Annotated in this window: 17 protein-coding genes; 3 read left to right on the top strand and 14 right to left on the bottom strand. The window is 43.1% G+C overall.

Annotated elements, in window-relative coordinates; translation table 11 throughout:
* Positions 1-572: 572 nt before the first annotated feature.
* Together NYR53_RS11540 and NYR53_RS11535 are read right to left on the bottom strand one after the other, a co-directional pair.
* Positions 573-908 (bottom strand): cupin domain-containing protein, encoded by a 336-nt coding sequence (locus NYR53_RS11540; protein ID WP_261305294.1) that lies wholly within the window; start codon positions 906-908, stop codon positions 573-575.
* Between the two features lie 173 nt (positions 909-1,081).
* Positions 1,082-1,876, bottom strand: a complete 795-nt coding sequence (locus NYR53_RS11535) for a class I SAM-dependent methyltransferase (protein WP_261305293.1) — start codon at positions 1,874-1,876, stop codon at positions 1,082-1,084.
* Positions 1,877-2,280: 404 nt separating this feature from the next.
* Here NYR53_RS11535 and NYR53_RS11530 point away from each other — a divergent pair, with 404 nt between their 5' ends.
* Positions 2,281-2,613 (top strand): hypothetical protein, encoded by a 333-nt coding sequence (locus NYR53_RS11530; RefSeq protein WP_261305292.1) that lies wholly within the window; start codon positions 2,281-2,283, stop codon positions 2,611-2,613.
* 160 nt (positions 2,614-2,773) lie between these two features.
* Complete coding sequence (locus NYR53_RS11525; RefSeq protein WP_261305291.1) at positions 2,774-3,574, top strand: CPBP family glutamic-type intramembrane protease; 801 nt, start codon at positions 2,774-2,776, stop codon at positions 3,572-3,574.
* 183 nt (positions 3,575-3,757) lie between these two features.
* On the opposite strand, the gene NYR53_RS11520 is transcribed toward NYR53_RS11525, so the two are convergent.
* The 3 genes from NYR53_RS11520 to NYR53_RS11510 form a co-directional block, all read right to left on the bottom strand.
* The gene (locus NYR53_RS11520) at positions 3,758-4,105 is read right to left on the bottom strand and encodes a MazG nucleotide pyrophosphohydrolase domain-containing protein (RefSeq protein ID WP_261305290.1); all 348 of its coding nucleotides are present in this window, start codon (positions 4,103-4,105) and stop codon (positions 3,758-3,760) included.
* A gap of 40 nt (positions 4,106-4,145) precedes the next feature.
* Positions 4,146-4,559 (bottom strand): NUDIX hydrolase, encoded by a 414-nt coding sequence (locus NYR53_RS11515; RefSeq protein ID WP_261305289.1) that lies wholly within the window; start codon positions 4,557-4,559, stop codon positions 4,146-4,148.
* A gap of 808 nt (positions 4,560-5,367) precedes the next feature.
* Positions 5,368-5,997, bottom strand: coding sequence for a cysteine hydrolase family protein (locus tag NYR53_RS11510; protein WP_261304186.1), 630 nt, complete (start codon positions 5,995-5,997; stop codon positions 5,368-5,370).
* Positions 5,998-6,661: 664 nt separating this feature from the next.
* Here NYR53_RS11510 and NYR53_RS11505 point away from each other — a divergent pair.
* Entirely contained in the window at positions 6,662-7,489 is an 828-nt protein-coding gene (locus tag NYR53_RS11505; RefSeq protein WP_261305288.1) for a sugar nucleotide-binding protein, read from the top strand.
* A gap of 77 nt (positions 7,490-7,566) precedes the next feature.
* Here NYR53_RS11505 and NYR53_RS11500 read toward each other — a convergent pair whose 3' ends face one another.
* The 9 genes from NYR53_RS11500 to NYR53_RS11460 form a co-directional block, all read right to left on the bottom strand.
* Positions 7,567-8,664, bottom strand: coding sequence for a mandelate racemase/muconate lactonizing enzyme family protein (locus NYR53_RS11500; RefSeq protein WP_261305287.1), 1,098 nt, complete (start codon positions 8,662-8,664; stop codon positions 7,567-7,569).
* Between the two features lie 36 nt (positions 8,665-8,700).
* Complete coding sequence (locus tag NYR53_RS11495; protein ID WP_261305286.1) at positions 8,701-9,462, bottom strand: SDR family NAD(P)-dependent oxidoreductase; 762 nt, start codon at positions 9,460-9,462, stop codon at positions 8,701-8,703.
* 265 nt (positions 9,463-9,727) lie between these two features.
* Entirely contained in the window at positions 9,728-11,635 is a 1,908-nt protein-coding gene (locus NYR53_RS11490; RefSeq protein WP_261305285.1) for a golvesin C-terminal-like domain-containing protein, read from the bottom strand.
* Positions 11,607-11,798 carry a hypothetical protein gene (locus tag NYR53_RS11485; protein WP_261305284.1) on the bottom strand — a complete coding sequence of 64 codons (192 nt, stop codon included), beginning with the start codon at positions 11,796-11,798 and terminating at the stop codon, positions 11,607-11,609. The genes NYR53_RS11490 and NYR53_RS11485 overlap by 29 nt, the downstream gene beginning before the upstream one ends.
* An 11-nt stretch (positions 11,799-11,809) precedes the next feature.
* On the bottom strand, positions 11,810-16,402 hold the full coding sequence (locus NYR53_RS11480) for a fibronectin type III domain-containing protein (protein WP_261305283.1): 4,593 nt from the start codon (positions 16,400-16,402) through the stop codon (positions 11,810-11,812).
* Positions 16,403-16,533: 131 nt separating this feature from the next.
* On the bottom strand, positions 16,534-16,785 hold the full coding sequence (locus NYR53_RS11475) for a hypothetical protein (RefSeq protein WP_261305282.1): 252 nt from the start codon (positions 16,783-16,785) through the stop codon (positions 16,534-16,536).
* The gene (locus tag NYR53_RS11470; protein ID WP_261305281.1) at positions 16,772-17,464 is read right to left on the bottom strand and encodes a cellulase family glycosylhydrolase; all 693 of its coding nucleotides are present in this window, start codon (positions 17,462-17,464) and stop codon (positions 16,772-16,774) included. Before NYR53_RS11470 ends, NYR53_RS11475 begins: the two co-directional genes overlap by 14 nt.
* Positions 17,445-17,651: a hypothetical protein gene (locus NYR53_RS11465; protein ID WP_261305280.1), complete on the bottom strand. Its 207-nt coding sequence runs from the start codon at positions 17,649-17,651 to the stop codon at positions 17,445-17,447. The genes NYR53_RS11470 and NYR53_RS11465 overlap by 20 nt, the downstream gene beginning before the upstream one ends.
* An 80-nt stretch (positions 17,652-17,731) precedes the next feature.
* Positions 17,732-20,002, bottom strand: a complete 2,271-nt coding sequence (locus NYR53_RS11460) for a glycoside hydrolase family 2 TIM barrel-domain containing protein (protein ID WP_261305279.1) — start codon at positions 20,000-20,002, stop codon at positions 17,732-17,734.
* Between the last annotated feature and the right edge of the window lie 90 nt (positions 20,003-20,092).

The raw sequence follows: 20,092 nt of genomic DNA, 5'->3' as shown, positions 1-20,092 counted from the left end.
ATCTTTCTTCATCAAAAACATGCGTTGATCCGCTCTCTTATAGAGCTCAAAGGCATTTTCCGGATAATGGCTAGCTCCGATGACTCGGACAATAACCGGGCCAGATGGCGCAATGCAAGGTCTCCCGCATGAATGGCCATGGGTTTCGTTAATCGAGCAATTCTGTTCTTTATTTCGACTGCGGTCCCATTGCGTTATTCTACCCGTTTAATCACCCCCCCCCCCGGCGGATTGACAGACTTGCTTCCATACGACAACTAAGAACTTCTTCCTTAAAGAAATTAAATAGGCGCTCACTCAATGGAGTGAACGCCTATTTAACTTCAAAACTAATTTTGTCACTTCAAAAAAAATAAAAACTGTTAAATGACAAATTGGTTTTGAAATGAAGAAAGCCAGCAAACACAAGGGTTTGCTGGCTTTTCGTGAAAATTACAATGACAAATAAAGTTTTGAAATGGATTTAGGGGTAAATTGTTTGAATTACAAATTAGCTTTGAAATATATATGACAAATTAATAAAAACAGATGGCTCGTTGAACTAACGTTTACCGTTAGCTTAAAACACTAACTTATTTATTTGAGTGTTCTGCTGGTGAAAAAAAAACTAAAGTAGTTAGGTCTTCCGTTATATCATAGAATCTATGTTCTTTATTTGCTTCTACGAATAGGACGTCCCCTTTACTAATTTCAGTAAATGTTTCTCCATTCTGAAACGAAGATTTACCTTCAATTACCAAATAAATCTCATCTTCTGTATGTGGCTCTTGGTTATCCGTTTCGCCTTTATTCAGTTTATAGAGTCCTACACTCATCGATGGTACCTTTAGAAATTCATAATATGAGGTGTTTTCTAAATTTTTAAGCTGATTTAAATGATTATGTAATTCGCCTATTTTAAAATTCAAAGTATAATCCCCTTTCTTTCCAAACGTTTAGTTTCAATAATTATCTAATAACAATGCAATAAATAGATATAAAATGGAAGAGATAAATTAGTTATTAATTGAACTATGCTGCCCTATAGTTCAACAGGCAGCCAATGTTGTCGGCTGCCTGCTCGTCACGATTCTATCGAATACTATAGTTTTCTTGCTTTGATTACAAAAGTTACAGGAAGCATCTTTGCTTTTTTTGCAAAATCGTCGTTATTGTCCTGCGTATCAGATTCCTCAATCATTTGCTCAATGGCAAATCCCGCTTTTGCCAACGCATTCATATAGGTTGATAGTTTACGGTCCGATAATGTTAGCGTACTCTCGCCAATAGATGCCGAATACCAAGATTCATCGAAATAACATTTTTTAAAAGCAAGAATATTATTTTCTGCAACAACACATTTGTGTATAGGGTGAGACCAACTGAAAATAAATACACCGTCTTTTTTTAGGTAAGAAGCAATCCTGCAAAAGGTTCCCTCAAGGTCAGTTGTCCAGCCTATGGCATAAATCGAATAAACAAAGTCAAAATAATCCTCTGGTATGCCACATTTTTCTTCCATTGGGGAACAGATTAATTTCGCTGAAAGACCACTCGCTGTTAAAAGTTGCTTTGTTTTTTCAATTTGGTTTTCTGATATATCTATACCCCATAGTTCAGATGCTTTGCGTTCCCCCAGATATTGCAAAGATTGACCGCTTCCACAGCCTATCTCCAGCATCTTTTTCCCTGAGACATCCCCAAAAAGCTGGCATTTTTCTTCTGAGACAAATGCTCCATATTTAGGGAGTGCGGTTGCTCCTAAAACATCATTTCCTTTTGTATCCCAAAATAAGCTGTTTGTTTCATGAATAACACTCTTATCCATGTCCACCGAGATGGCACCAACCTGACTGCTGCCTACAACGTTTGTTCTAGAAACAGAATTCTTGTCCATGCCGACGACCTCCCAAAATAAGACTCACTAAATGTAACCAAATAATCCAACCCCAACTCAATATTGGATATATATGCAAAACCATCATATCGCACGTATGTTCTTATGTAAATACCACCTATTACGAATTATTAGATTAAGCAAATCTGCCCGTCCCTTGTAATGAGGCTGCCGATCTATATCGCGGCAGCCTCAATGTCTGTAGTGTATTTGGCTCTCCCACTGTAAACTGCACGTTACTTCAACAATTCATATAATTAAGCCTTTATTAATTGAACTTTATTTGCATTTTATGTAGATACTCCTTTCTAACTAAAGTTGAATAAGAAGCTTTAACCAGAGTGTATCCAAGAATATATTCTAATGGTAGAATTTATCTATTATTCTTAAGGATGTGACAATATATGAGTTCATACAATGTACATATCGGTAGATTGATTAAGGGGAAACGTGAGCTTGAAGATGATGGGGTATATCTGGTTTGTACTCCTGAGAAAGAAATTCTTGAGGTGGAGTCATTAGATGGAAACGAAGGTAAATTCGTTTCTTCTAAAGAGATTGAGGACTTACTCTATTTCTTTTGCAAGAAAACCATTCAAGAATTTTCTGCATCTAATGACAATAAGGACGTCTATACTTTCTCAATTTACACTGATGCTACGCATGGAAGTTACATTGTCTATATGAACAATTTAGAAGCGCTAAGCATCTATTCGACAGAAGGGGGAGATTCATAATAAATCACTCTATATTTCATCGAATTATTCATACCATCCTGAAGGAATGCGCTATATTTCGCTAAATAAAATACGAGTTATTATATTATTCATGGGTAAGGAATATTCTGAAAAGGAATGAGTTAGTTTACTCTTCGAAAAATGAAAGGCGGCGACTCTCATGAAGAGATATTTATCTATGCTGGGAAATTACTTACTCTACTTAACGCTCATAATTTTAGTAATCTTCCTCTATAATATCGTCATTGATCCTGTATTAGGATGGGGGCAGTTCGGAAAAGGAAAGAACATCCCAATCCAGGTATTCATGGTACTTGTAATTACAATCGCTCTTTCCGCAATTGTTTACGCCATGAAATATCGATTTTTGAAACAGGCACCGATAAACTTCTGGAGACTTAGTAGTTTCTCGCCGATCAATCCGAGCTTTTCGGTTCACATGATAACAATCGGGCTGTCCTTCACTTTATTAAACGCTGCCTCCATGAAACTACTTCTTTACTACAACATTACAACATTCAATGATTTTACAGAAGAATATTTCGCCTCTGTTCCTTTCGTTTACATTTTACTTTCCTCCGTGCTCACCACTGCACTCGAGCTGATCCTGTTTATTGGTATCATGTTTAACGAAGCCCGGAAACATGTTCCCGTATTCTGGCCAATTCTCGTCATCGCTTTGATTATTGCGGCGTTGCAGCCGGGGGGAATTGCGATGCAGCTTCTGGGTTTAGCGTTAGGATTCATTTATGGATCCATCTATGTACGCCTTTCATCCATATGGTCCGTAATGCTGATTGGAATCGTGTTTAACATCAGTCTGTTTGGTATGAAAAGAATCGGTTGGCTTGATTCCATGGGGAGCATGTCGGGCTTCACCCTTATACTGATTACAGCAGTCACGGGACTCTATCTGATCTTTAGCACCTTTTGGTACTGGAGAAAACCAAAAATTGGCTAATAACGGCCGCATGCGACGTATTGCACGTCAAGGTACCTTCCCACGTGATGCCAACTCCAGACCACAGGCACATATTAAGCAAATCTGTCCTTTAGTTCAACAAAAACAGAGATCTTCTGACTGCGCGACAGCCGGTGATCTCTTATGAAAGTAACGTTCCCCGTTTAGCTGAGTAGTGAAATATTAAATATTTTTAATGGTATGATCTTTGTTTTGTACTTCTAAAAATTCTTCTAAATTTGGAGATTGATTATATTTAATTGCAGCTTGCTTATCCTTTTGAATTATGGCCTTTGTTAAATCAATATGATTTATGCTCGCAATGGCTACTGCGTAATGTATAACATCGACTAACTCTTTTTCTAATGAAGCATCACTTGAATTTTCTTTTCGACCTTCTAACTGGTTTAGTACCTCTGCTACCTCACCAATTTCTTCTACAAGTTTCATAAACAAAGCAGATGAAGTACGTCCTTCTTTGTATTTTAGTGCTAGGTAGCTCTGTAACTCATGGAATGTTAATTGCTTCATATGAAATCCTCACTTTGTATTTTCTTAACTATCTTCCTCGTTAGCGCAATGCTCTTTGTTCGATGTACTGTAACAAGAACTCTTTATCTTCAGGAAAGGAAAAATGCAGGTCATTCAGCTGCTCAGAGGTCTTCCAAGCAATTTCATATATAAGTCCATCAGGGTCATGGATTGTTGATTGGCCACCTAAAATTTCAACCTCAAAATATGTAACATGGAATTCAACTGGACCAAATGCCCCTGCCTTACCCTTTATTTCTCTGTTAATTTTACAGCGGTAACCTGTCTCCTCATAAACTTCCCTAATACAGCAATCTTCTAGTGTTTCATCTTCATCTTTGCCCCCAGACGGCACCGACCATCGTTTCTCTTCTTCTGGTTTACCTTGTAGGACCATAAGTAATTGTCTATCAGAATTGACACATAAAGCTGCCGCACCGACCCATCGATTCATCGGAATTCCCTCCTGCCACAAGACTAACCTTCACACTACATTTTAACACATATTGGAAGTATCCTGCCCGTTAGCTCAACAAACAGTGCTCAAGATTACAGAGCATTCGTCGGGAATGTCCCAAAGTTCTTGTCATTTAATTTTGACAAGAACTTGAGGACATAAAATGAAAAAGCCGCATCAAATGCGACTTTTAATGTAACCATGTTCTTATCATCCGACATTTGTCTAACGACACAAATCTACCTACATTTGTCTGGAATAATCCTATTTCATTGTACTGATAGCCACAAACCATACCTCAACTCTTTATAGAGAACGTGAATTAGACCTTCTTCGTGTATTAGGAGATCTACATAACGAGTTGCTAGCAAACTTTCATTCGCACGTTTTAAACCCTCTCGTCGCGCTCAAAGGATTTATAAGTATGAAATAGCTTCCATTGTTGTCCACTGCCCGTTAGCTCAACAAACAGTGCTCAAGATTACAGAGCATTCGTCGGGAATGTCCCAAAGTTCTTGTCATTTAATTTTGACAAGAACTTGAGGACATAAAATGAAAAAGCCGCATCAAATGCGACTTTTAATGTAACCATGTTCTTATCATCCGACATTTGTCTAACGACACAAATCTACCTACATTTGTCTGGAATAATCCTATTTCATTGTACTGATAGCCACAAACCATACCTCAACTCTTTATAGAGAACGTGAATTAGACCTTCTTCGTGTATTAGGAGATCTACATAACGAGTTGCTAGCAAACTTTCATTCGCACGTTTTAAACCCTCTCGTCGCGCTCAAAGGATTTATAAGTATGAAATAGCTTCCATTGTTGTCCAACTAGCACTGGCAAATGCTTTGTAATTCGTAACGGCTGCTTGAAAATCTTCTTCACTTATTGTTGCCGTGGCATCGTATACAACAGCTGTTTCAAAACCAGTTTCGATTAAATGCCTCATATGGGACTCTACACAAATGTTGGAAAGCACTCCTGCGATAATTATCTTCTCTTTTCTATGTTGTCGTAACTGGTAAACCAAGTCATTTGTTTGTGGGCTAGCAACCTTGTGTGGAGTTGAAACGACGGTTCTCCTATCAAAAATATAAGGTTTTAAAGAATGAACAAAATCAGCTCCAAATGACGGTGGTGTGTACGCATTTGCCACTTGATACATTCTAAGACCTAATAACATTTTTTGTTCATTTCCTGTAAATTGCCAGCTATAATCATGAGGGTATAAATAATGGGGTGATATAAATAGTTGGTATCCTTTATTCATGGCAGTTCTCATTAATAGTTCAAGGTTTTGTATCGTATTGTTTCGTTCAATATTTGCTTTTGTCAGATGATAGCCTCTCCCCCCAGGACACATAAAGTCATTTTGTGGGTCTGTAATCACAATTGCGGTATTATCTGGGTGTGGTTGAAACATCATTTACCTTCCCTCCCTCTCAGAGCTTCTTTCCAGCAATTTATATGTCAATTCCAGTTTGTCTTATGTGTGTTTCTATAAGAGCCAGTCCATTGAAAAGGAGAAATCAAACATGTCTAACAAACTCGCAAACTGTAGGACCTGTCAAAAAGAATTAATCAATTGAAAGTCGAATAGCACATCCTAATCCAACCCAAAGAAACATGGCAGGATGTTAAGGTGATGTTAGATATTTCAATCCACGCACCCTAAGCAGGGATGCGACGCTAACGGGAATCATAGAAAAAAATGTAATAAGCGTTCACCCAATAGATTGAGTGAACGCCTACTTTACTTCAAAACTTAATTTGTTACTTCAAGACTTTAATTGTCACTTCAAAAGTATTATTGTCTACTTCAAAAGCAATTTCTCATCCAACAAACTAGCTAAACCTCTATTTCAAAACTATATTTGTCATTTCAAATCTTTATTTGTCATTTCAAAACTTTATTGTCAATTTCAAAACCAATTTGTCATCCAACAAAAAACTAGGCAATTGTTAATTGACAATTTTCGATTAACGCAATAAAATATTTTTACGTAACATAAAATTTGTATTTGATCCAACTAAGTCACTCCCCACGCTGATAGGGGTAACTCTCAAAACCTCAAAGGAGATAAAGCCAAATGAAAGTAATCATTTTCGGAGTAAGCGGGACCGTCGGAAAAGCATTAACTAAAACTCTTACAGTTAATTATCATGATGTTTATGGAAGTTATCATTCAAGGGAACCGTCGTTTCTACCTTCAGATCGTACTATTCAGCTTTCAACTGGTGAACTTGATTTACTGGACATGTTTTTATCGCAAGTCAATCCCGATGTCGTAGTTATGGCTTTGCGCGGAGATTTTGCGAAGCAGCTTAAGTTCCATATTCAAACTGCTGAATACTTAAGAAATACGGGTGGCCGAATGATTTTTTGTTCCACCTCCAACGTATTCGATGGAAGTACCGACTCGCCGCATTTCGAAGAGGATCCCCCTGCCCCTGCCAGTGATTATGGACAATTTAAAGCGGAATGCGAAAGGGTAATGGCTGAAATACTACTCGACAAACTTACCATCGTTAGGATTCCAGCCATTTTTGGTCATGACTCACCTCGAACTAATGAATTGAAACAACAGCTTCAAGACGGAGAGTTAATAAAGATCTATACCAATGTGTATTCCACCAGGAACACCGATCAATTATTATCGATGCAGATTACCTATTTGATGGAACAAGGGCTCACCGGCATTTACCATCTTGGGACTACCGATATCATGAATCATTCCGAATTTACAAAAAAACTTGTGACACGTTGGGGTTATACGGATGTTGTATTCGAAGAATTAAAGCATGAAACTTTTTCTTCCTTCATTCCCGAAAAATATGATAATTCTCTTTTAACCAATAAACCCTTGCCGAAAAAATTCCAAATAAACCACGAGCAGTTGATCGAATATTTATCATAGCAATAGATTAAATTTCGGTAATTCTATCCATTGGCGGACAGAATGGGCTGCTGCAAGGCAGCCTTATTATCGTAGCCCTATCTAATCCGATATTCTTCAAAATATTTAGGAAGAATCGTAGTCGAGGCACCTGGCATTTGTGGCAGTACATAATGTCCTTCTTTCACCGTAGCCGGCTCTTCAAAAATATGACGAATCCATGGAATGTACTCGAGCATGATTGCATTTTGTGTAGATGCTACAAGGTGTTGGTGAATTTGCCCCATATCCCCAACGTGTGGACAGATCGGCACATCATAAGAAGCCGCTAAACCTGCCACTTGCAGCCACTCTGTAATACCGCCGACACGAGTCACGTCTACTTGGCAATATTCGATTGCTCCTTGGTGAATATAATCTCTGAACGCATATTTGTTATACACATGCTCCCCTAAAGCGATAGGTACGTTTAACTCATCAGCGAGTTTTTTGTGACCCATAATGTCATCAGGATTCAGTGGCTCCTCCAGCCAGAACAAATCGAATTCTTCAAGTTTTTTGCCCCAAGTCATAGCGGTATTGATATTCCACTGTTGATTGACATCAATCATGAAGATCACATCGTCCCCGATTGCCTTCCTTACCGCTTTGCAACGATCATAATCCTCACGCGGATCCGGCTTTCCGACTTTGATTTTGACTCCTGTAAAGCCTGACTCTACTATTTCCGTTACATCCTTCAGTAAACGTTCTTTTGACCAGTTGAGCCAGCCGCCGTTCGTATTATAGGCTTTAATCGGTTTCGATTTAGCCCCGCCCAGATACTGCCATAGCGGTTTATTCGAGGCCTTCGCCATGATATCCCAAATCGCTATGTCAACAGCTGCAAGCGCCATGTGCGTTACGCCGGATCTACCGATCCAGTGCATTTTGCCAAAACGCATGTCATCCCATAGTTCTCTTACCATAAACGGATCTTTCCCCACCAAAAGTGGAGCATAGTATTTATCGATGGTATCGACGATCATATCATCACCATGGGCACATGTACCTGTGTAACCGTATCCAATAAAGCCTTCATCTGTATAGATGCGAACACCAGCTAATCCCCAGTGTGTTGCGACATTGATAGCATCTGTAATCGGCGGTGTAATCGGCACGTGCAAAACAAAGCTTTCCACTTTCGTAATCTTCATCTGATCCATCTCCCTAATTTTTATGAATAAAATATATTAATACCCAAGCGAAGCTCCGCCATCGACCGGAAGAGCAACACCAGTTATGAAACCGGATTGTGAGCTTGCTAAGAACAACGCAGCTTGAGCAACTTCTTCCGAGGTTGCTGGTCGGCCAATTGGATGCATATCATTCAAAATCTGATTCGTCGCAATCGGATCATCCTGCTCTTGAATCCAATGCTGCAGCAGGGGAGTAGATACACCTGCCGGACAAATACAATTCACTCTGACTCCATCTGGCGCATAGTCCAACGCTAGTGCCTTGGTCAGGGCGACGACTCCGCCTTTCGTTGCGGCGTATACGGGATTCATTTTTTGCCCCACCAAGCCGTTGAGGGAAGCCATATTAACGACCGATCCTCGCGTTTTTCTTAAATAAGGGAGCGAATGCTTGACCGTGAGGAACACACTTTTCAAATTAATATGGAAGAGTCGATCCCACTCCTCCTCCTCCACTTCTTCCACGAATTTGGGTAAAATAACAGCAGCATTATTGACAAGTACATCTAGCTGTCCAAATCTATGTAGGGTTTCTTGTACAAGCTCCCGGACATCTGAATCTCTTGAAACATCGACTTTCATCGCCACGACTTGATATCCGGAAGATGTTAATTCTTCTGCTAGCTGCGATGCTCCCTGCTCATTCCAATCGGCTATGATAACCGCTGCGCCTTGGGCAGCGAATAAGCGGACAATTGCTTCGCCGATACCCGATCCGCCTCCCGTTACAATGGCTGTTTTTCCTGCTAGATTCATTGGCGTTACCTCAGTTCTGTATTATCATATATCGTGTATGATTATTCTGGAAGAAACTTCTAGACCAAATGCGCGATTAGTTTTCGCTCTTCTTCACATGATATATCATACATGATTTGTTGTATGAAATAAATAGATAAAATTGCATTTCGTTATACACAAAAATCACAATAAATGTACCAATCCTTGTTCTGCCTCAGTGTTATATCGCGGTATATCGCGAAAAAAAGGGGGCCGAAGGATTCCCCCTTCAGCCCCTTTTGTTTTAATGTGTAACAAATTTAACAGCATCCGCAATAACGAAACCGGTTGTCCCCGAATTGCTGATCACCACATTACCCGATGTCCCTGCATTGAATGTGTAACTCCCTATTAAGTTCCACTTCCCTCCGTTTGCCTGCTGATTAACTGTCGTACTGTACGTCCCGCCAGCATAGTTTACAGTGACCGGCACATTGTTTGCTCTGTTCGTATCGGCATTCCACCACATGTAAACGTCATATGTGTTTGTAGTCAATATGTTAGGTGTAAATGTGACGCTCTTTGATCCCTTCCCTGCATTTCCATCATGCAGATAGTCAGCGCCATACTTTTGGTTGCTGAGAGAACTGACCGTCCATGCTCCTGTCTTTGTTACTCTTGTCGAATTACTATTATCTATGAGAACTGTAGGATGCTCATATCCTCCTATACTTGGCGGATTGTTCCTTACGTTTTTAAAATAATCTACTGCAACATCCGTTACATTATTCTTGCCCTTAGCAATACACGGAGAATTGTTCTGCAGCTTGAAATAGCCTGGTCCGAATGTGCCGCCAACAAGCAACGGATCTCCAATGACATCATTTACATTCGAGGCGACTCCGGAAACAGCACTAGACCAGCAGTTATTGGAGAAGATCAATCCCGAAATCTGATCTACACTCTGTAAAGTACCCGCGCTCGATTTGAATATATTGTTTTCTATCTTTGTGTTTTCATGGCTTGCACCTCCGGTAATTGATATATTCGTACTCGTTGAATCAACAAAGGTATTGCCTGCAATAAGTTCATCTTTCAAATGAGTGTTTGAGTATCCTGTATTCCAATAAGCAAAATTCTTGCTGTTGCCTTTTAGGAAATTGTTGATAATTGTCCTGTGATAACCTGGCAAATAACTTTGAAAAGGCTCATCCGCTATTGCAATTCCGAAGGAAGGGCTACCATCCCTGAAATAAATCGAATTCCCTGTATTATAGATCATATTCCGCTGAATGGTTATGTCATGAGCCTTGTCTACATAGACTTCCAAAGCATAATTATCATAAATAGAGTTATCTTCCAACACCACATCATGTGTGTTGTACCAGAATCCAACCCCTTCACCCCAGTTGTGGTATATGGTGCTGTTTTTTATTGTTCCATATGCGCTGCCTCTTATCATGATCATCAAAGACCAGTTCAATTCACTTGATGATCTGCTGAAGCGCCCAAAGTTGCCATTTTCCCGCACCGTATTGCCGTCCAAAGTAAAATAATCGACATTCTCTAACTGCACAGCCCAATCACGGTTCTCATGAATATTTGAGTTCCGAATGATGATATCATGATATCTTGTTGTACCCGAGTTACCTGCATAAATTCCCCCACCATAGGATTCTGTCACTTCAAGTCCGTCAATGGTAATATAATTGGCAGTGATTTTCATCAGAGGATTCCAGGATAAAGTGAATTGCTGTCCGTTATGATAGGTCACTCCGTCATTAGTAACATCCGGTCCCGAATACGTATTTGTTTGAAGACTGTTACTGTTATTGGGATAAGTATTCTGACCGGATATAACCGGTATCTCCTCTGCGAATGCCTTTATCGTGATCGGGCTGCCGCTTGCACCTGAAGTAGTTATACTGATAGGCGAGGTAAGGTTATACGTTCCGCCTCTCACAATAACTGTAGAACCGGGACCGGCAGTTCCTGCCATATTTACACCCTTTTGTATCGTAGCAAAGGGTAGGCTCTGCGTACCGGGATTATTATCATTTCCTGTGGTGGCAACATAGTAGGTTGTTGCAGCAGCATGGACTTCTTTCTCATGGATCATTTCAATTGCAATCAGTAAAAGGGTTACTGTCAGAATCACTGAAAAAACAAGTGAAACTCTTTTTTTAACATGCAAACCGACCGATAAACTCATCGTAACCACTCCTTCTTTTATTAGAGAGTAGTAGAAAAACGATTGCATCAAAACCCGTAGTACCGCCAAAATGATTAGGATCCGGAACGATGAACGAACCCGTAGTTCCGTGAATTCCAATATGCGGAATACGGGTTCCCCAAACGTTGAAACTGGTCACCATCGTTCGGTAAATTATGGAGCTGCACTCACCACAACATCATCAAAATAAGCCTTAAGCAAATGCGTATACACACCGATCTTCCCCGCTGAGAACGTGCTGTCTGTAGCTGTAACAATGAGCTGCCCATTCACATAAGCCTGCAGCGTATTCCCATTCACGGTGAATCGAAGCGTATGGTACGTGCCTGCGGCAAGCGGTGTGATCGCAGTTGAAATCGCTAGGTCGGTTAGCGTGCCGTTTTGCAACTTACTGAGATAAACTTTCTTGGTATAGTTATCGTAAGACATACTGTAATAGTTGTTGTAGTCAACGAACCTCGCCACAAGCCCTATCCGACCGCTCGTCGTCTCCATTTTCCCCTTGGCTTCTACGCTGTAGTTGGTCCAGGATGTGGATCCGGCCACGGATTTCACTCCACCTTTATCGGCATTGTTGGACAGGTAAGCCTTGGAGCCATAGACGTCGGACACAACGGAGAACGTTCCCCATCCGGAAACCACCGACCACCCGCTCGCGCTGCCAGACTCAAAATTATCCTCCAGCAGTGTGCTTTTCGTCGTGACCACGGCTTCACTGCTCGCTTCGGAGAGGTTATTCGCCGCATCTTTCGCTTTGACGGTGTAGTGATAAGTCGTCGCCACATTCAATCCTGTGTCCTTGAACGTATATACCACGCCAGTCACCGTGCCCACGGATTGCCCATCTCGATAAATGGTGTAACCAGTTACTCCGGTATCATCGGAGGCTTGCGCCCATGACAGCGCAACTTCCGCAGACGAGAGCGCATCAGCCGTCAAGCCGGTTGGCGCAGTAGGCGCTGTGACGTCGGGATTCGGCAGGGGATTCATGACAACGTCATCAAAATATGCTTTTGCCAAGTGTGTGTACACACCGATCTTCCCGGCTGAAAAGGCGTTGTCCGTAGCCATAGCAATTAGCTGCCCATCTACGTAGGCCAGCAGCATATTGCCTGACACCGTAAAGCCAAACGAATGGTACGCTCCAGCGCTAAGCGGCGTTATCGGATTGGAAATCGCTAAGTCGACAGTCGTGCCGTTCACCAGCTTACTGATGTAGACTTTTTGGGTATAGTTCTCATATGTCATGCTGTAATAGTTGTTAGAATCAACGAATCTCGCCACCAGCCCAATTCGGCCGCTCGGCTTATCCATTTTACCCTTCGCTTCCACACGGTAGTTGGTCCACGAGGAGAGTCCAGCTACGGACCTTGTAGCCCCTTTATCCGCATTATCGGACAAGTAAGCCTTCGTGCCCCCGTCACTCACGACATTGAACGTTCCCCAGATAACCGACCACCCATTCGCACTCCCTGACTCAAAATTATCTTCGAGCAGCGTGCTCTTCGTCACAGCCATAGCTTCAACACTTACTGCAGAACGATTATTCGCAGGGTCAACGGCCTGAACCGTGTAATGGTAAGTGGTGGCCAGGCTCAAGCCCGTGTCCTTATAGCTCGTGGTTACGCCATTTAAGGTCGTAATTTCTTGCCCATCCCGATAGACGATGTAGCCAGCCACACTGTCATTATCCGTAGACGGGGTCCAAGACAATGACATTTCATAAGAAGATAGCGCCGTTGCCGTCACATTCGAAGGCACGGAAGGAGGTGTGATGTCGTGATATGCCACCAAGAAATTATCATAGGAGACTGGGCCCTTAACCCGCTTCAAGAATTCGGTTAATTCAATTAGGAATGCCCCATTAGAGCCAGGGGTTGCATTAATTTCACTTTTCACCGCGTTTCCTAGTGCAGCTATCCATTGTTGTGTTGCTGTCCCCCACGGGAAGCCTGCCGGCAGTTCAAGATCCTTCGTTAGGATCCCAGCGGAGCCGCTTGCAATCGAGTTGTCTGTTGCTGTGACCACCAATTGACCATTGATATAGCCATATAGGTTACTGCCTACCACTTCAAACCTCAGCTTGTTCATAACATCCAACGGTAATGTCACACCGGTCGCTGTTTGAAGCACAACGGATGTACCATTGCTGCGTTTCTCAATGACTGCCTTTCCGAATAGCGCATCATAGGTAAAGCTATAATACTGGTCTGGATTCACATACCGGGCGAGGAGTCCTACCGTATCTTTATGACTGACAATCCTCACATCTGACTCTACGAAATAGTCTGTACCCACAGTCTGCGCGACCACAGCTGTCGATGACTTCGTCGACTGATACACATGATTGCCACTACTTTCTGTATGAAGCGCAAAGTTCCCTTTAACGGAGGTCCAATCCGCCGCACCTGACTCAAAATCATTCGTGTACAATGGATCGTAAACCAGTTCAAAGGCGAAGCCTTTATCCGTATCAAGCTGGACAAATACGTCTTTTCCTGTGGCGATCACGGGAATTTCCTGCAGCCGTACACCGTTTGTCGCCAGCTTGTAAGCTTTGTACGCTGCTGGGATGAGTGTCGTCTTCAGATGGAATTCCATTGTCTCGTGTTTGGCAAGTGTCGGCAATTTCCCTCTTACATAGGTCCGTTTGTTGGCATCCGTCAGATCTTGAATCGTATCTTCCCCTGTCGCCGCTGCATCGGTTGTATAGATGACTAGCATTCTTTCGCTTTTGTCTAGCGATTTATCATCAAGCGTTGCTGCGGATACGGTTCCTTTATCCACACTTGCCTTCATGGATACAGGACCAAGCTCGAATAAGTTGTTATTCAACGTGCCTACAGCTCCAATTGCGTAAGGGGTATTGATCAGATAGGTATTTAAATTAAGATCAAAAATAAGCTCCCCTGTGTCCGAAACCAGCTTATTTTGATTGAGATTAGAGAGCATGCTGTTTTTCAGATTGACATCATCAATAGCATTAATAAACGTCTCCGCAACCTGCTTTAAGGTCATGCTGTTCGTAATGGATATCTTATTCTGGGCAGGAAGATTACCGCTTGCGATTTGCTCAGGTGTAAGCTCAGGTGTGATTTTATAGATGGCATAGGGTTCACCAGGCTTATCTGCGTACACGGTAACCATCTTGAACAGATGCGGTATATACATTCGATTAATCTCTAAATCTTCATTCTCCGTTGATGCCGCATGCGTCTTAACCGATGTCTGGTCCCTGACAATGACAAATTTAGGTTCGCTTGCCGTGATGTGACCTTTACGGAAAAGAAGGGTGCTTTGATATTCGGACATCGTTACCAAGGTATCTGTTAGGGTATCAAATGAAGTAAAACCACCCAAAGTTGCACTTTGTTGAGTAGCCTCTCTTACACGGGAAACATATTGAAACCTGTTTAGCATATCCCAGCCATTGAAGGTGCCGGTCGCGGCTACCATCAATCCAAGGTCGTCTCTGCCTTTCGTCGGAAACTCCTGATTATATTCAGTTAATGCAAAAGGCTTCTGGTACAGCTGCCCAAGGGCAAGACCAGGAATATAATTTTTAAATATAGTCCCTCCAGATTGCGGCACATAATTAGCTGCTGATTCTGGAGCAAATACCATACTGTAACGAGGATGTGACGCCGGGGTAAAAGAGAATGTTGCTCCCCTTCCATCTACAAGCCCATTATATAAGTGTGTTTCATGAACATCTGTGTGTGTTCGCCAGTAGTTGGCCAAAGAATCATTAATGTAGTTAATTCCTCCAATGGGTACCTTTACTCCAATTACATCTTTAAGGTAATTTTTCATTTCATTATGGGAAGATAACGTTTTTTCTGTGAAGTATTCGGCAAGATCATCACGAATACTCGCAGGTGCACTCCAAAATATAGTTGGAAATTTTGTGATAGGCGGACGTGCTTTACCAGCCAGAAACGTATTAAAGTCTGCTTTTAACCATTCATTTACATTTACGTTTGAAAAATTAGCATTATAAAGAATCGTTTCATTCATGGGAGACAGCCCCATCAATATAGGATCATCCTTCAAGGCAAGTCCGGTGTAAGGATTAACATGAGTAAGCCACTGCTGAGCAAATGATCGCCAAATCGCTTTACCGTCCGGAAAAAGCGTTGCCATATATTTGGCAGCGAAAGAGCCGTATACTTTTAAGCTTGGTACACTAGAGTAATCCGCATAAGCCAGAATGTCGACATCGATATAAATGCCTCGTGCCTTCAGCAAAGAAACGAAGTACTCAAAATTATCCAGTTTGACCGGATCTAATGTAACCGTCGTGGAAGTAGGCTTCACCATAATTCCTTTTGCCCATTCAACATTATCATCATTGTCATGGAATCGTACCACATTATAACCCATAGCAGCAATCCGGTCGGCGATAATAACCATTTCTTCCCGGGTTGGATCCGTACCATAGCTGCCGTTAAGATTGGTACCAAAGAACTTTACTTTCTTATTGGGCTCATCCGTAAAATAATAATCGCCATCCGCATCAATCTTTACGAAGCCTTTCGTTCCAGCTGGTGTTTGATTCAAGTAGGACAAGTCCAGCGCACTTCCAGGTGCTACCGCCAATGTCGTATCAATAGCTTTCCATGTGCTGTCAGCAACGATGGGAGCTGCATTTGCGGTAGGGCCCGCCATACCTGCAGCCCCCACTATTTGCAGGAGTAAAGCCATAACCAGCGTTACTGAAGCCTTAGTAATCATTCCTTTTCTCACTTTTCAATCCTCCTGTACACTTTTATCAAAACCCATTCATGTTTTCTCGGCAGAGTCGCTGATCTGTGCGACATAAACCACCTCCTTTCAACCCCTAAGTGATTTAAATTTATTATAGGTTTTGTAAGCGCTTATAAAAATATCGCCATTTTTGTTTTGATACCCTGAAGGCGCGTACCGTTCAGCGCAAGCTTATAGGCTTTGTATCCGCCTGCCGGTTTTTTCGTTGCTAACGTGAATTGCGCCGTTTGCTCTTTCGCCAGTGTCGGCAGCGTACCCTTGTGGTAATCCACCAAACCGGAAGGCAAGGTCACATATTGCTCCCCGGTAGCAGCCACATCGGTTGTGTAGGTGAGCAGCATGCGACTGCTATCTGGCAGCATTCCAATAATTGCTTGGGAAGCTCGTGATGGCCGACTTTCCATGCGCAATCAGATAATCGTTAAAATCCTCAAGCATGTATCCGCGAAGATCGTTCGTCATCCCGCTAAGACCCATATTCAGGAGTAAAGATTCATTCCAGGGGCTAACACCGATCAGTACGGGATCATTCTTCAAGGGGAGTTCCGTATAAGGGTTAACATGGGATAACCATGTGTTAGCAATCGCCTTCCACATATTGAGCGCTTGCGGTAGAAGTGGCAGCAAATACGCGGATTTCGCCCCATCCGCATAATTGCCAAGCCCAGGGATCTCTTTGAAATCGTAGAGTTGGAAAATATCGATCGTGATATAAATCCCCTTGGACTTCAGCTTCGCAATCAAATAGTCCAAGCTATCCAATCTGGCAGCATTCAATTGAGGTGTCGTGGATTTATTTTGGACAAAAATGCCCTGTGCCCAATCGGCCATTGAGTCCAGCGTATGAAGCCGCACCACGTTATAGCCTAACCGCGCTAGGCGATCTGCGGTTTTATCCGCACCTTCATGTGAGTCGTAGAACATATTCCAGGTTAAATTGGCTCCGTACAGCTTCACCTTCTTTTGCGGCGCTTGCTCGAACATGTAGTCGCCATCACCGCCTTGTTGGATGAAGCCATATTTAACCTGCCGGCGCGTCATTCATGCCGGATAAATCCAAGGCACTGCCGGTTACGATCATCGGCTCTGTGTCGATGGGTTTCCACACATCAACTGCCTGAGCAGTCGGTGCATGGCCTAGGATACCGCCGCTGCCAATAACAGAAAGCACCATGGTAAAAATAAGCAAGGAGTGCAAGCGTTTACGGATCGATTTGTACATCATCATTTAGGTCCTTTGATTCCGATTACAGTCGATCCCTCCATTAATCCGATGGCACAGACTGGTGCTTTACAAGCCTGTGCTTTCTATGTGAGTTGCTTGGTTCGCTGTGGAACAGGAACGATTTGTGCTTGCAGCGCCCTCGTTCGAAGTACCACCTCTGCCGCCATCCCCCCCTTCACTGTTGCTATACAACGAATAGTCCCTGGCGTTCGGGTCGCCTGAATATACACAGCGCCTCTGCCGGCTTCCAAGCTGAAGGGATTCTCGCCAATCAATTTCCCTGGACCCTCGATATGGAATGAAACCGCATGATGAGCAAGCTGCAGCGTCTGCCCTTTGCTGTCTCGCAAAGCAACTACGACTCGGGTGCAATCTGCACCGTCTGCGATAAGCTCGAGATCGTCCGCCTGCAGGATCAAGTGATCTGGAATCCCCATTGGAAACAGCTCATGCTCGGCTACTGCGATACCGCCGATTTTGCCAACAACTTTGAGACTCGTTAGCAGACTCGATCCCCACTCCCACCAACTGCAGCCTGTGAACATAATCGGCGGATGGGGCAAGCTAGGGTAATTCACATAGTCGGGGCGCTCTGAGGCAATTTGAACCCCATTAATAAATAAGTCCGCTTCTTCACAATTCGTGAAAACAGGAACGACATCCCGAAAGTCCTCATTAAAGGACGGGATCAAATAACGAGCAATAAATACGACAGACTGCTTGTTAGGCTCCTGTTGACTGCGGTAAAAATGTCCCGCAAACTTCGGCAATCGGAAAATATCACAGACGCCATGATAGCAAATGCGATCACCGGAGCCGAAATCCTGATGCGTGTTATAGTCGAACGCGCACCAGCCAGCTGCTCCCGCAACATGGGGCACGCCATACTGCCCGTTCTGAATCTGAGCATGGCCAAGGGCATGCTTGATTTGCCGCTCCACACTGTCATACGACTTCGTCGGATACATATGCCCCATATATTCCGTAATGAGATACGGCGAATGGTTTGGCTGCAGGATTTTCCCTTCCCGATTACGTGTGAAATCGTTGTACGTAAAAACATCCTCCAGAAATTCGCTGTCATGTATAGCGCGCACGCCACCGGTAGCCCGTGATGGATCCAACTTGCGAGCAAGCGCATTCGTCTGCAAATAGAACTCAGTATCGTCCTGAGACTCATTAATACGAACGCCCCACAAGAAGATCGAAGGGTGATTGCGGTCACGCACGATCATTTCTTCTAGCAGAACTAGCGCCTTGTTTTTCCATTCTGCATTACCAACGTACTGCCAGCCTGGCAGCTCCTCGAAGACAAGCAAGCCAATCTCATCGCAGCGATCAAGAAAAGATGGATCTGCGGGATAGTGAGAAGAGCGAACAAAGTTCAGTCCCAGCTCCTCTTTTAAAATATCCGCATCTTTGCGCTGCCCCCTTTCACACATCGCGCCTCCCAAATACGGGAACATCTGATGGCGATTCAAGCCTCGCAGCTTAAGCGGACGTCCATTCAGATAGAATTTCCCATCCTTACGGAACTCAGCACTTCGTATACCCACCCTGGTATTCAAATCATCATTCTCACTGCTATCCACCCCCGTGTCACACATGGACGTCCTCACTACATACAAATAGGGATCGTCGATGTTCCACAAATGCGGGTTTTTCACGTGCAGCGTCAGCTGACTCACTTCTGTTTCCCCGGCTTCCGCGATGATTGGCATGATGACTTGCTCAATGACTTTACCCAGGGGAGAGAGCAATGAGGTGTGCAGCATAAGTGTCCTCGCTTCACCCCGATTGTTAATCCGAAATGTGCCATCCATCGAAGCTTCCTGTGCAGTCACATCTTTCCACTCATAAGAGGCCCACTCGATATACACAGCGTTCGTCACGATAAGTCGGACATTCCGATAGATGCCACCGAACAGCATATAATCGACCAATCGCCCTTCCGGCGGGATATCTGGTCTACGTGTCGAATCAACTCTGACAGCAATCACGTTGGATTCCCCACATATAACCCATTCGCTTATCTCGAATGAAAAGGAAGTATAACCCCCTTGATGCTCACCTACTAAGGCTCCATTGACATAAACCTCCGTTACAGACATCACACCATCGAACTCCACAATTAGACTTTTCCCCGTCCAGTCCGCAGGGACCTCAAAGTGACGCCGATACCAAGAAACAAACTGATAGTCCGATTCGCTAAAATAGTGATGAGGAACTAGTTTATTGGTATGCGGGAGATTAACCTCCTCGAAATGATCATCTTTATAGTTCTTGTGTTTGCTTTGCGGCTCATCCTGAGCACAGAACAACCACTCCGTGTTAAAATTTACAATCTGTCTCATCGGCTTAATTCCTTTCTTTTTAAGCTGTTCTACCCCTATTAATTCGCGCAAATAGGCATATGCAAGCGTGTGAAGAAAGAGATCCACTCA

Origin of the sequence: Paenibacillus andongensis (assembly GCF_025369935.1) — a bacterium.
GTDB classification, from domain to species: domain Bacteria; phylum Bacillota; class Bacilli; order Paenibacillales; family NBRC-103111; genus Paenibacillus_E; species Paenibacillus_E andongensis.
Note: the sequence above shows the minus strand (reverse complement) of the source record. Positions and strands in the feature narration are given on the sequence as shown.

Coding starts and splice junctions, on each gene's coding strand:
- NYR53_RS11470 (WP_261305281.1), bottom strand. CDS start 17,464: ATGACGCGCCGGCAGGTTAAATATGGCTTCATCCAACAAGGCGGTGAT.
- NYR53_RS11530 (WP_261305292.1), top strand. CDS start 2,281: ATGAGTTCATACAATGTACATATCGGTAGATTGATTAAGGGGAAACGT.
- NYR53_RS11490 (WP_261305285.1), bottom strand. CDS start 11,635: ATGAGTTTATCGGTCGGTTTGCATGTTAAAAAAAGAGTTTCACTTGTT.
- NYR53_RS11520 (WP_261305290.1), bottom strand. CDS start 4,105: ATGAAGCAATTAACATTCCATGAGTTACAGAGCTACCTAGCACTAAAA.
- NYR53_RS11510 (WP_261304186.1), bottom strand. CDS start 5,997: ATGATGTTTCAACCACACCCAGATAATACCGCAATTGTGATTACAGAC.
- NYR53_RS11485 (WP_261305284.1), bottom strand. CDS start 11,798: ATGGTGACCAGTTTCAACGTTTGGGGAACCCGTATTCCGCATATTGGA.
- NYR53_RS11460 (WP_261305279.1), bottom strand. CDS start 20,002: ATGAGACAGATTGTAAATTTTAACACGGAGTGGTTGTTCTGTGCTCAG.
- NYR53_RS11535 (WP_261305293.1), bottom strand. CDS start 1,876: ATGGACAAGAATTCTGTTTCTAGAACAAACGTTGTAGGCAGCAGTCAG.
- NYR53_RS11515 (WP_261305289.1), bottom strand. CDS start 4,559: ATGAATCGATGGGTCGGTGCGGCAGCTTTATGTGTCAATTCTGATAGA.
- NYR53_RS11500 (WP_261305287.1), bottom strand. CDS start 8,664: ATGAAGATTACGAAAGTGGAAAGCTTTGTTTTGCACGTGCCGATTACA.
- NYR53_RS11525 (WP_261305291.1), top strand. CDS start 2,774: ATGAAGAGATATTTATCTATGCTGGGAAATTACTTACTCTACTTAACG.
- NYR53_RS11495 (WP_261305286.1), bottom strand. CDS start 9,462: ATGAATCTAGCAGGAAAAACAGCCATTGTAACGGGAGGCGGATCGGGT.
- NYR53_RS11505 (WP_261305288.1), top strand. CDS start 6,662: ATGAAAGTAATCATTTTCGGAGTAAGCGGGACCGTCGGAAAAGCATTA.
- NYR53_RS11465 (WP_261305280.1), bottom strand. CDS start 17,651: ATGATGATGTACAAATCGATCCGTAAACGCTTGCACTCCTTGCTTATT.
- NYR53_RS11475 (WP_261305282.1), bottom strand. CDS start 16,785: ATGCTGCCAGATAGCAGTCGCATGCTGCTCACCTACACAACCGATGTG.